This is a genomic window from Brevundimonas albigilva (assembly GCF_023573565.1).
Classification (GTDB): Bacteria; Pseudomonadota; Alphaproteobacteria; order Caulobacterales; family Caulobacteraceae; genus Brevundimonas; species Brevundimonas albigilva.
This window is the reverse complement of record NZ_CP097649.1, coordinates 2418921-2430643: the sequence shown is the minus strand read 5'-3', so window position 1 is coordinate 2430643 and position 11723 is coordinate 2418921. Positions and strand designations below refer to the sequence as shown.

Sequence of the window (11723 nt, the reverse complement as noted above, 5' to 3'; positions counted from 1 at the left end):
CCTGTGGGGACGAATCGAGAACGGCTGCGATTCGCAGAAGAGGCGATCCGGCGTCCGAAAAGCTGACCTTACGCGTCGAGCCGGTAACCCACGCCAGGCTCCGTCAGCAGCAGCGCCGGATGCGCCGGATCCGTCTCCAGCTTCTGCCTCAACTGACCGACGACCACCCGCAGGTACTGGGTGTCGTTCGCGTGCGCCCCGCCCCAGACGGCGGTCAGCAGGTCCCCGTGGCCGACGACCTTGCCGCGGTGGCGGGCCAGATGGGCGAGGACGTCGAACTCCTTGGGGGTCAGCCTGACGACCTCGCCGGCGCGGCGGACGCGGCGATGGTCGAGGTCGATGGAGACCTGGCCGGCGTCGATCGGACCAAGAGCGTCCGGGGTCGAGGCGCGCAGGCTGACCCGCAGGCGGGCCAGCAGTTCGCCGACGCCGAACGGCTTTTCGACATAGTCGTTGGCGCCCAGGTCGAGGGCGGCGATCTTCTCGGCCTCCCGGTCGCGGGCGGACAGGACGATGATCGGGCCGGCGTAGAACTCGCGAGCGCGCGCGAGGACGGCCTTGCCGTCCATGTCCGGCAGGCCGAGGTCCAGCACCACGGCGTCGGGCGACCACAGGGCGACGCCGCGAAGGCCTTCCTGGCCGCTGTCGGCGCGCCTGGGCTCGTATCCCGCCGCGTCCAGGGCCGGCGACAGGAAGCGGTGGATCTGGGGTTCGTCGTCGATGACGAGGATGACGGGACGGACGGCGGACATGGTCTGTCTATAGCAGGTCGCGGTGGGTCGCGATGGCCTTGGGCAGGCTGATCAGGATGCGCGTGCCGTGGCCGTCGACGATGGGGCTGGCGGCGGCGATGCGACCGCCCATGGCCTCGACGAAGCCCTTGGAGATCGCAAGGCCGAGGCCCGCGCCCTTGGAGCGGTCGGTCGGCTCCTCCATGCGGCGGAACTTGTCGAAGACCCGCTCCAGTTCGGCGGTGGGGATGCCCTTGCCCTCGTCCTCGATCGAGATGACGACCGAGCCGCGATCCTCATAGGCGGCCAGTTCGATGGTCGAGCCGTCGGGACTGTAGGCGATCGCGTTCTCCAGGATGTTGACCACCGCCTGTTCCAGAAGCCCCTGGTCCAGCATGACGAGGCTGAGCTGGGCCGGGAAGTCGCGCGTCGTTCGGCGGTTTTCCAGCCGACGCGACACCCGCTGGGCGGCGGCGTTCAGGACATCGCGCACATCGACCCAATCGGAGCGGACGTTCAGCCCCCCGCCCTCCAGCCGCGTCATGTCCAGCAGGTCGCCGACGTAGCGGTTCAGCCGCTCGGCCTCCTCGCGGATGCTGAGCATCAGGTCGTCGCGCACTTCGGGCTTCAGGGTGTCGCCATAGTCGATCAGGGTGGTCGAGGCGCCCAGCACGGTGGACAGGGGCGTGCGCAGGTCGTGGCTGACCGAGTTCATCAGGGCGCCCCGGAAACGGTCGGCGCGGCGCAGGCTCTCGGTCTCGACCGCCTCGCCCGCCAGGCGGGCGCGTTCGAGGGCGACGGCGCCCTGGTCGAGCAGGGCGATCGCCAGCCGTTCCTCGTCCGAGCCGGGCGCCAAGGCCTCGGCCTCCACTCCGGCCACGCCCGCGCGGCCGCGAACCCCCTGCAGCGGCCTGAAGGTCCAGGGCGTGTTGGGCAGGGTGCCGGTCCCGTGGCCGGCGGGCTCGCCGTGTTCCCAGGCCCAACGGGCGGCGGCCATGGCGGCCGAGCCCAGGGTCTCGGCATGAGGCGCGCTGGCGGCCAGCGTGAGGTCGTCGCCCTGGGGAAGGAGGACGACGGCCTTTGCTCCTGCGGCGGCGGCGGTCTGCTCGGCCAGGACGCGCGCGGTCTCCGTCACGCCGTCCGCGTCCGTCAGGGTCTGGCTGGCGGCCAGCAGGGCCGAGACGGCGGAGGCCCGCCTCTGCGCGCGCCGCGCCTGCTCCTTCACCCGCCCGGCCAGATAGCCGGTGACGAGCGCGACGGCCCAGAAGACCAGAAGCGTCAGGATGTCCGTCGGCGAACCGATGGCGAAGCTGTAGCGCGGCTGAAGAAACAGGAAGTTGTACACCAGGAAGGCCGCCGTCGCGGCGGCCAGGGCCGGACGCAGGCCGTAGAGCACGCCGGCCGCCAGAACCGCCGACAGATAGACGACGCCCAGATCCACCCGCTCGAACGACTGGTCCAGCGCCAGGGCGAGCGCCGTCGCAATCCCGACGAACCCCACCCCGATGGCGTAGCCGGCCAGATCGGTCGCCTTCAGCGGACGCCGGGCGGGCGGTTCCGCAGCCTCGACCGCGCGGTCGGTCACGATGTGAATGGCGACGCCGCGTGACATCCTCAGCAGTTCGGCGGCCAGAGACCGCCCCAGCAGCTCGCGCAGCCGGTTGTCCCGACGCTTGCCCAGGACGATCTGGGTCACATTGTTCTGGTGGGCGTAATCCATCACCGCCCGCACCACGTCGTCGCCGCTCAGCACCACCGTTCGCGCGCCCAGCTGCTCGGCCAGCTTGAGGGCCTCGGCGAGCCGCGCCGCCCGCGCGGCGCCGGATGACGAGGCGCTGGGCCGGTCGACGTGAGCCACGGTCCAGGGCGCGTCCATCATCATGTCGGACAGCCGGCGGCCGGTCCGCACCAGTTCCGCCGCCATGCCGTCCCCGCCGATCAGGACGACAATGCGCTCGCCCGCCGCCCAGGGGCCCTGCACCCCCTTTTCGCGCAGGGTGGCGACCAGGTGATCGTCCACCGTCTGGGCCGCGCGGCGCAGGGCCATCTCCCGCAGGGCCGTCAGGTTCTCGACCTTGAAGAAGTTCTCGGACGCCAGGCGAGCGGTTTCGGGGACATAGACCTTGCCCTCGGCGAGACGCTTGCGCAGCTCCTCGGGGGTGATGTCGATCACCTCGATGTCGTCGGCCTTCGAAAGGACGCCGTCCGGCACAGTCTCGCGCTGGCGCACGCCCGTGATCCTCAGGACCACGTCGGAGAGGCTTTCCAGGTGCTGGACGTTCAGCGTGGTCCAGACATCGACGCCTGCGGCCAGGATTTCCTCCACGTCCTGCCATCGCTTTGGATGGCGCGAGCCCGGGACGTTGGAGTGGGCGTATTCGTCGACCAGCAGCAATCCAGGCCGCCGCGCCAGGGCGCCGTCGATGTCGAACTCCATCAGGGTCCGCGACTTGTAGTCGGTCGGCTGGCGCGCCATCACCTCCAGCCCGCGCAGCAGGCTCTCGGTCTCGCGTCGGCCGTGGGTCTCGACGACGCCGACGACGACATCGTCGCCCTCGGCCTTCCGGCGGCGGGCGGCGCGCAGCATCTCGTAGGTCTTGCCGACCCCCGGGGACATGCCCAGAAACACCTTCAGCCGGCCTCGCTTGCGGGAGGCCGGCTTCAGGGGATCGGTGCGGGAAGGCTCCGGCAAGCTCAGCTCGCCGGGACGCGCGCGTCCAGCGCCCGGTTGGTCAGCAGCACATTCACGTGCGGTTGACCGATGAAGCCGAGCAGAGCCCCGTCCGTATGCTGGTCGATCACGTTCTGGACCTCCTGGACGGGCACGCCGCGCGCCGCCGCGATGCGCGCGGCCTGAAGCCGAGCGTAGGCCGGCGAGATGTCCGGGTCGAGGCCCGAGGCCGAGGCCGTCACCGCATCGGCGGCGATGGCGCCGGGTCCGTCCTCGGCGCGGATGTTCCGGGCCTCCTCCGCCACGCGGGCGGCGAGATCCGCGTTCAACGGCCCCAGGTTCGAGCCGGACGATCCGGCGGCGTCATAGCCGTCGCCGGCCGCCGAGGGGCGCGGATGCAGATAGGCGGCGCCGGCGAACGGCTGGCCGATCAGGGCCGAGCCGATCACCTGGCCGTCGGCGTTTCGGATCAGGCTGCCGTTGGCCTGATCCGGGAAGACGGCCTGGGCGACGCCGGTCACCGCCAGCGGATAGGCGAGACCGAGCAGCAGGGTGAAGAGGGCGACCATCACGATCGCGGGGCGGATCGAGCGCAGCATCAGAAGGTCGCCTTCAGGCTGGCCACGGCGCGGCCGCCATAGGCGTCGCCAAGGTCGTGTTCGTCGGTGTCGTGATAGCGCACGTCGATCGCCAGGGCGTCGGTCAGGGCGAAGGCCGCGCCCAGGTTCCAGGTCGTGTAGTCCAGGTCGGAGGACACGAACTGCCGGCCCACCGCGCCCGAGACGGTCCAGCGGTCCGCGGGGCTGAAGGCGGCGTTGGCCTCGACATAGGTCGCCTCGTCCTCGGCCGCGCCGAAGAAGTCAGGCGACCAGTACAGGGCGGCGCCGACCGTGGCCGGGCCGATGGCGCGCGAGGCGGCGGCCTTCAGCTCGATGTAGTCGTAGTCCAGCGCGCCGGGCTCGTCGTACAGATAGCCGACCCCGCCGAAATCCCAGTCGAAGCCGGCGAACTGCGGGCGGACGCCCGCATAGAGGTCGGCTTCGATCCCGGTGTCGTCATCCCCGGCGAAGGAGACGTTCGACGCCCAGGCGCCGGCGTAGACGGCGCCGTTGGTCAGATCGACACCGGCCGAGATCGCCGCGTCCTCCTCGGTCTGACTGACGCCCCGGAAGACGTAGTCCGAGGCGACGGCGACGTTGGCGGACCACCGGGGGCCCTCGGCCTCCTGGGCGTCGGCATGGTTGGCGACGCCCCAGATCACCAGGGCGATCAGGCCGGAGCCGGCGAACCAGACGTCGTTCCGGCCAGAGCCCCTGTAAGGCGGTTTGCGGGTCATGGAGTGTGCTTTCATGAGAGGGATGTCGGTCACGCCAGGCCCAGCCCGGAGACGACCAGATCGATCAGCTTGATGCCGACGAAGGGGGCGATCAGGCCCCCCAGGCCGTAGATCAGCAGGTTGCGGCCCAGCAGCTTTCCCGCCCCCACGGCGCGGTACTTGACCCCGCGCAGGGCCAGCGGAATCAGGGCCACGATGACCAGGGCGTTGAAGATCACCGCCGACAGGATGGCGCTTTCGGGGCTGTGCAGCCCCATGACGTTCAGCGCGCCAAGCGCCGGCAGGCCGACCACGAACATCGCCGGAATGATGGCGAAATACTTGGCCACGTCGTTGGCGATGGAGAAGGTGGTCAGGGCGCCGCGCGTGATCAGCAGCTGTTTGCCGACCTCGACGATCTCGATGACCTTGGTGGGGTCTGAGTCGAGGTCGACCATGTTGCCGGCCTCGCGCGCGGCCTGGGCGCCGGTCTGCATGGCCACGCCGACGTCGGCCTGGGCCAGGGCGGGCGCATCGTTGGCGCCGTCGCCGCACATGGCGACCAGCCGACCCTTGGCCTGTTCCTCGCGGATCAGCCGCAGCTTGTCCTCGGGCGTCGCTTCGGCCAGGTAGTCGTCCACCCCGGCCTCCGAGGCGATGGCGGCGGCCGTGACCGGGTTGTCGCCGGTGATCATGACGGTGCGCAGCCCCATCCGGCGCAGGTCGGCGAACCGCTCCTTCACGCCCGGCTTGACGACATCCTTCAGGTGGATGACCCCGACCAGGGCGCCGTTCTCGGTGACCGCCAGCGGCGTGCCCCCTGAACGGGCGATGCGGTCGACGGCCTGACGGAACTCCGCCGGAGCCTGCCCTTCGGACAGATCCAGCGCCTTCAGCACCGCATCGACGGCGCCCTTGCGCCAGCTCTGGCCGTCCGCATCCACGCCCGACTGGCGCGTGACGGCGGAGAACGGAATGGCCTTGGCGCCGTCGGGCAGGACCGGCGACAGCCCGGCGTTGCGGCCCAGTTCGATGATCGAGCGGCCTTCCGGCGTCTCGTCGGCCAGCGAGCCCATGACGGCGGCGCGCAGGGCCGTTTCGGGCCGGACGCCGGGAACCGGGATGACCTCGGTCGCCATGCGGTTGCCGAAGGTGATGGTGCCGGTCTTGTCCAGCAGCAGGGTGTCCACGTCGCCCGAGGCCTCGACCGCCCGGCCCGAGGTGGCCAGGACGTTGACCTTCAGCAGCCGGTCCATGCCCGCGATGCCGACCGCGCTGAGCAGGCCGCCGATGGTCGTCGGGATCAGGGTGATGAACAGGGCGCCCAGCACGATGGGGTCCAGTTCGACCCCGGAATAGGCGCCCAGGCCCAGCAGCGTCACGACCGCGATCAGGAAGACCAGCGTCAGGCCGGCCAGCAGGACCGACAGGGCCAGTTCGTTCGGCGTCTTGCGGCGGTTCGCGCCCTCGACCATGGCGATCATCCGGTCGAGGAAGGTCGCGCCGGGCGCGGAGGTGATGCGGACCTTGATCCAGTCGGACACCACCGTGGTGCCGCCGGTCACGGCCGAGCGGTCGCCGCCGGCCTCGCGGATCACGGGCGCGCTCTCGCCGGTGATGGCCGCTTCGTTGACCGAGGCCACGCCCTCGACGATCTCGCCGTCCGAGGCGATGACGTCGCCGGCTTCGACGAGGATGATCGAACCGACCTGCAGTTCGTGCGCGGGCGTCGGGACGACCGTGCCGGTTTGGGGATCGACGATCAGCTTGGCCTTGGTCGTCACGCGGGTGGCGCGCAGGCTGTCCGCCGCCGCCTTGCCCCGCCCTTCGGCGACGCTTTCGGCGACGTTGGCGAACAGGACGGTGGCCCACAGCCACAGCGCCAATTGAATGGCGAAACCGGCCGGCTGGCCGCCCGCCACGGCGGCGACCGCCGAGATCGAGGCCAGCAGGGCCGTGACCCAGGTGACGAAGATCACCGGATTACGCAGCAGGTGCGCGGGGTTCAGCTTGACGAAGGCCTCGCCCAGGGCGCGGCCGATCATGGCGCCCGTCAGGCCGCCGGCGAGCGACGTCTGGCGGGGCTTTTCGCCCGGCATGTCGGGGTTTGCGAATGTCATGACGCGATGTCCGGTTCAGACCCCGGCCGGACCGGCGAGCATCTGGAAATGCTCGACGATCGGACCCAGGGCCAGGGCGGGGAAGAACTGCAGCCCGCCCAGGATGAGGATGACGCCGATCAGCAGGCCGACGAACAGCGGCCCGTGGGTCGGCAGGGTGCCGGCGGACGGCGCCAGCTTCGGCTTGGCGACGAGCGAGCCGGCGATGGCCAGCACCGCGACGGCGGGCGCGAACCGGCCGAGCAGCATGCCGAGGCCGAGCGTCGTGTTCCACCAGGGCGCATTGGCGGTCAGGCCCGCGAAGGCCGAGCCGTTGTTCGCCGCCGCCGAGGTGTAGGCGTAGAGAATCTCGGACAGGCCGTGCGGACCGGGGTTCAACAGTCCGGCCAGCGCCGTCGGGAACACCGCCGCCACCGCGCCGAAGCCCAGGATGGCCAGCGGCAGGACCAGAACGGCCACCATGGCGAACTGGATTTCGCGCGCCTCGATCTTCTTGCCCAGGTATTCCGGCGTCCGCCCGACCATCAGCCCGGCCACGAACACCGCCAGCATGGCCATGACGACCATGATCGCGAGGCCAGAGCCTATGCCGCCAGGCAGGATCTCGCCCAGCTGCATCAGGAACATCTGCAGGCCGCCCGACAGCGGCATATAGCTGGCGTGCATGGAGTTGACCGAGCCGTTGGACGCGCCGGTCGTCTGAACCGCCCATGCGACGGACGACGGCACGCCGAAGCGGACCTCCTTGCCCTCCATATTGACCGGCTGCTGGATCCCGGCGGCGACCAGGGCCGGCGCGGGCTGGCTCTCGGCGGCGTAGAGGCCGGCGGCGCATGCGGCCAACAGCACGAAGGCGGCGACGACGAGCGCGCGCACGTCCTTCTTCGCAAGCACGCTGCGGCCGAAGGCGAAGAAGGCCGCCCAGCCGAGCACATTGATGGAAATGGCGGTGATCAGATTGGTCAGGGCCGAGGGGTTCTCGAACGGGTGGGCGGAGTTGACGTTGAAGATCCCGCCGCCGTTGACGCCCAACTGCTTGATCGCCAGTTGCGAGGCGGTCGGGAACAGCGACAGGGTCTGCTGTCCGCCCTCCATGCCCATGGCGGCGACCGAGGCGGACAGGCTCTGCACCACGCCCAGCCCCGCCAGCACCAGCGCCAGGATCAGCGAGGCCGGCAACAGGAGGTACAGCGTCGTCCGGGTCATGTCGGCCCAGAAGTTGCCGACGCCCTCGCCGCGATTGGCGACAAACGCCCGCGCCAGGGCGGCCGCGATGGCCGCGCCCGTGGCGGCGGACAGGAAGTTCTGCACCGTCAAGCCGGCCATCTGGGTCAGGGTCGACATCGTCGTCTCCCCGCCATAGCTCTGCCAGTTGGTGTTGGTGACGAAGCTGACGGCGGTGTTGAACGCCAGATGCGGAGACAGGCCCCCGAACCCCTGCGGGTTCAACGGCAGGCCGCCTTGCAGGCGCAGCAGCGCATAGAGGGCCAGGAAGCCGACGAGGTTGAACGCCAGCAGGGCGCCGGCGTAGCCCAGCCAACCCTGGCTGCGCGTCGGGTCGACGCCGGACGCCTTGTAGAAGACGCCCTCGACCGGACGCAGCACCGGGTCGAGCCAGGTGCGCTCGCCGTTCCAGACGCGCGACAGATAGATTCCCAGCGGCCATCCGATCAGCACGGACAGGCCCAGCGTCAGGGCGATCTCGCCCCAGCCTTGAATGGTCATGGACGCGGCTCCCTCAGAACCGCTCGGGCCGCAGCAGCGCCGCGACCATATAGATGGCGACGACGACCGCGCCGGCGCCCCACAGGATGCTGACGATCATCGTCACACCCGCTTCAGCAGAACGGCGAGCGCGGCGAACGCGAGAAACGCGCCGCCGCCGATCGCCAGAAACATCACATCGGCCATGCCGATCGCCTCCGACTTGTTGGAGACGTCAGATGCTCACCGACCGACGTAAGGGCGCCATTCGAGTTCGGCCCGCGCGCATAAGGAAAACATAAGCCGGCGGATCGCCCGGCTGCACCTCGGCTCGATCGGGGCTTCGGGCCTTGTCGTCTCTGGTAGGCCCGGAGGGACTCGAACCCCCAACCAGACCGTTATGAGCGGTCGGCTCTAACCATTGAGCTACAGGCCCCCGAGACGAGGAGGTTCGGCCTAGCAGGGGCGGGCGGTCACGCCAAGGGGCGGGGCGGTTTCGGGGGAATCGGTCGATGAACGGAACCTGACAGGGCGCGTCGGGCGTTCATTCAGGCGCAAACGGCCAAGGTGCGCCCGTGGACGGCGCCAGGCCGGCCGGATCGACCTCACGGAGACCTTCATGACCCGCACCCTGAACGCCCTGATCAAGCCGGCCGCCCTGGCGGGCGCGGCCGTGGTCGCCGTGGCCCTGGCCGCCGGCGCGCCGCCCGCCATGGCCCAGACCCCCCAAGCGATGACCCCCATGCAGCCCGCGCCCTCCCTGAACCTGTCGGCCTTCGGCGAGGTCAAGACCGCGCCCGACATGGCCACCATCACCTTCGGCGTCCAGACCGAGGCGCCCGCCGCCGAGGCCGCCATGCGCGCCAACGCCGAGCGGATGAACCAGGTCATGGCCGCCCTGCGCCGCGCCGGGATCGCCGAGCGCCACGTCCAGACGTCGGGCCTGAACCTGTCGGCCCAGTACGATTATCAAGAGAACCAGCCGCCCAAGCTGCGCGGCTATCAGGCCGTCAACCGGGTGACGGTGCGGATCGAGGACCTGTCCAAGGTCGGTGCGACGGCCGACGCGGTGGTCGCCGCCGGCGTCAACCAGATCGACGGCATCGGCTTCGGCCTGAAGGACCCGACCACGGCCGAGAACGAGGCGCGGCGCCTGGCCGTGCGCGCCCTGCAGGAAAAGGCCGCCCTCTACGCCCAGGCCCTGGGCGTCCAGCTGGGCGGCGTGCGCAGCCTGAGCGAGGGCGGCGGCTATGCGCCCCCGCCGCCGATGCCGATGTACGCCCGCGCCGCGTCGCTGCAGGCGGCGGATTCCAGCCCGGTCTCGGGCGGCGAACTGTCGGTGCGGATCGACATCACGGGCGTCTATGACATCGCGCGCTGAGGTTTGAGCGCTTGACGCCGGCCCCCGTCGTTGCTCCGCTGGCTGCGGGGCGCGACGGGGGGATTGGGCGGTTGACCGACGCCAGACTGGAGATCGCCGCCGGCTTCGCCACCCTGCAGGGGCCGAAGGCGGACAATCAGGATTTCGGCGGGGTGCATCTGGGCTCGCCCGTCGAACGGCGCGAGCACGGCGTCGTGGCCGTCGTCGCCGACGGCGTGTCCGGTTCCAAGGCCGGCCGCACGGCGGCAGAGCTGGCGACCCGCAGCTTCATCGACGGCTATCTGGACCAGAATCCGCTGAACGGCATCGCCGCCAACGGAATCAAGGCCCTGCGCGGCTTCAACCGCTGGCTCCACGCCAAGGGGCGGTCCGATCCGGCCATGACGGCGGCGGCCACCACCTTCACCGCCCTGGTGCTGAGGGGGCGCGAGGCGACGGCCCTGCACGTCGGCGACAGCCGCGCCTGGCATTTCCGCGACGGCGTGCTGACGCGGCTGACCGAGGATCACACCCGCGCGGTCGAGGGGCTGAACCACGTGCTCTATCGCGCCGTGGGCATCGAGGCGGACGTCAAGCTGGACGTGCGCCACGTCGGCCTGGCGCCCCACGACCGGCTGATGCTGACCACCGACGGGGTGCACGGCGTGCTGGACGAGGCGGCCCTGGCGCGGCTGCTGGGCCGCCGCGCCTCGCCCGACGCGGACGCCAAGGCGGTGCTGGCCGAGGTCGAGGCGGTCGGGGCGCGCGACAACGCCACGGTCATCGTCATCGACGTGATCCGGACCGGGGCGCCGGACTGGGAGGCGATCACCGCCGAGGCCGAGGGCCTGCAGGTCCAGCCGCCCCCCGACGCCGGGGCGACCGTGGACGGTTTCGCGCTGCAGCGGCTGATCGCGGACGGCCGCTACACCCGCCTGTTCCTGGCGCGCGACGCCGCCGGCGACCTGGGGCAGGTGGTGCTGAAGTTCCCCAAGACCGCCGTGGTCTCGGCGCGCGGCGCGCGACTGGCGTTCCTGCGCGAGGCCTTCATCGGCCGCCGCATCGACAGCCCGTTCGTGGGCAAGGTGCTGACGCTGGAAGCCGGCCGCCAGAGCCGCCTCTACATCGCCCAGCCCTTCTACGCCGGCCGCACCCTGCACGCGCGCCTGGCCGACGACGGCCCGCCCGAGATCGCCGAGGGGGTGGAGACGGCGCTGCGCCTGGCCCGCGCCGTGGCGGCCCTGCACCGCGCGGGGGTGATCCACCGCGACATCAAGCCGGACAATGTGATCCTGGAGGCGAACGGCGGGCTCAAGCTGGTGGACCTGGGGGTCGCGCGCCTGCGCCAGGCCGAGGAGTTCGCCGAGGCCGAGGCGCCGGGCACCAACGGCTACAAGGCGCCCGAGATGTATCGCGGCGAGGCCGGATCGCCCGCCACCGACCAGTTCGCCCTGGGCGTCACCCTGTACCGCCTGTTCACCCGGACCTATCCGTGGGGCGCGGTCGATCCCGAGGACGCGCCGCGCTTCGACCGCACGCCGACGCCCGCCGGCCGCCATCGCCCGGACATGCCCGCCTGGCTGGAGGCGGCCATCATGCGGGCCGTCTCCCTGGACCCCGGCGACCGCTTCGAGGATGTGGAGGAGCTGGTCCATGTCCTGGAAACCGGCAGCGCCGTCGCCGCCCCGCCGCCCCGGCCGTTGTCGCTGATCGAACGCGACCCGGTGCGCTTCTGGCAGGGCGTGTGCCTGCTGCTGGTCCTTGCGCTGCTGGTCTCGCTGGCCACGCGATAGGCGACCCTACGCAGCGAACGGACGATTGG

9 protein-coding genes and 1 tRNA gene are annotated in these 11723 nt (G+C 70.9%); 2 read left to right on the top strand and 8 right to left on the bottom strand.

Annotation, left to right across the window (positions count from 1 at the left end):
• Nucleotides 1–68: 68 nt before the first annotated feature.
• From M8231_RS12095 to M8231_RS12060, 8 genes are all read right to left on the bottom strand, one after another.
• Entirely contained in the window at nt 69–752 is a 684-nt protein-coding gene (locus M8231_RS12095; RefSeq protein ID WP_249749728.1) for a response regulator, read from the bottom strand.
• Nucleotides 753–759: 7 nt separating this feature from the next.
• On the bottom strand, nt 760–3429 hold the full coding sequence (locus tag M8231_RS12090; RefSeq protein ID WP_431307134.1) for a DUF4118 domain-containing protein: 2670 nt from the start codon (nt 3427–3429) through the stop codon (nt 760–762).
• The gene (gene kdpC / locus M8231_RS12085; RefSeq protein WP_249749729.1) at nt 3426–4001 is read right to left on the bottom strand and encodes a K(+)-transporting ATPase subunit C; all 576 of its coding nucleotides are present in this window, start codon (nt 3999–4001) and stop codon (nt 3426–3428) included. The genes M8231_RS12090 and kdpC overlap by 4 nt, the downstream gene beginning before the upstream one ends.
• Nucleotides 4001–4738, bottom strand: coding sequence for a TorF family putative porin (locus M8231_RS12080; protein WP_249749730.1), 738 nt, complete (start codon nt 4736–4738; stop codon nt 4001–4003). The genes kdpC and M8231_RS12080 overlap by 1 nt, the downstream gene beginning before the upstream one ends.
• A 29-nt stretch (nt 4739–4767) precedes the next feature.
• On the bottom strand, nt 4768–6816 hold the full coding sequence (gene kdpB, locus M8231_RS12075; protein ID WP_430641224.1) for a potassium-transporting ATPase subunit KdpB: 2049 nt from the start codon (nt 6814–6816) through the stop codon (nt 4768–4770).
• A gap of 36 nt (nt 6817–6852) precedes the next feature.
• Complete coding sequence (kdpA, locus tag M8231_RS12070; RefSeq protein ID WP_249749732.1) at nt 6853–8562, bottom strand: potassium-transporting ATPase subunit KdpA; 1710 nt, start codon at nt 8560–8562, stop codon at nt 6853–6855.
• Nucleotides 8563–8575: 13 nt separating this feature from the next.
• Nucleotides 8576–8662, bottom strand: a complete 87-nt coding sequence (locus M8231_RS12065; RefSeq protein WP_250202610.1) for a potassium-transporting ATPase subunit F — start codon at nt 8660–8662, stop codon at nt 8576–8578.
• A gap of 239 nt (nt 8663–8901) precedes the next feature.
• Nucleotides 8902–8977: transfer RNA gene (locus M8231_RS12060), tRNA-Ile, on the bottom strand.
• A gap of 183 nt (nt 8978–9160) precedes the next feature.
• On the opposite strand from M8231_RS12060, the gene M8231_RS12055 reads away from it, so the two are divergent.
• Entirely contained in the window at nt 9161–9922 is a 762-nt protein-coding gene (locus M8231_RS12055) for an SIMPL domain-containing protein (RefSeq protein WP_249749734.1), read from the top strand.
• Nucleotides 9923–9993: 71 nt separating this feature from the next.
• Nucleotides 9994–11694 carry a bifunctional protein-serine/threonine kinase/phosphatase gene (locus tag M8231_RS12050; protein ID WP_249749735.1) on the top strand — a complete coding sequence of 567 codons (1701 nt, stop codon included), beginning with the start codon at nt 9994–9996 and terminating at the stop codon, nt 11692–11694.
• Nucleotides 11695–11723: the final 29 nt, after the last annotated feature.

What these genes read in the sequence shown, in the direction of transcription:
- M8231_RS12095 (WP_249749728.1), bottom strand. Translation starts at nt 752, where the DNA reads ATGTCCGCCGTCCGTCCCGTCATCCTCGTCATCGACGACGAACCCCAG.
- kdpA (WP_249749732.1), bottom strand. Translation starts at nt 8,562, where the DNA reads ATGACCATTCAAGGCTGGGGCGAGATCGCCCTGACGCTGGGCCTGTCC.
- M8231_RS12055 (WP_249749734.1), top strand. Translation starts at nt 9,161, where the DNA reads ATGACCCGCACCCTGAACGCCCTGATCAAGCCGGCCGCCCTGGCGGGC.
- kdpC (WP_249749729.1), bottom strand. Translation starts at nt 4,001, where the DNA reads ATGCTGCGCTCGATCCGCCCCGCGATCGTGATGGTCGCCCTCTTCACC.
- M8231_RS12065 (WP_250202610.1), bottom strand. Translation starts at nt 8,662, where the DNA reads ATGATCGTCAGCATCCTGTGGGGCGCCGGCGCGGTCGTCGTCGCCATC.
- M8231_RS12080 (WP_249749730.1), bottom strand. Translation starts at nt 4,738, where the DNA reads ATGACCCGCAAACCGCCTTACAGGGGCTCTGGCCGGAACGACGTCTGG.
- kdpB (WP_430641224.1), bottom strand. Translation starts at nt 6,816, where the DNA reads ATGCCGGGCGAAAAGCCCCGCCAGACGTCGCTCGCCGGCGGCCTGACG.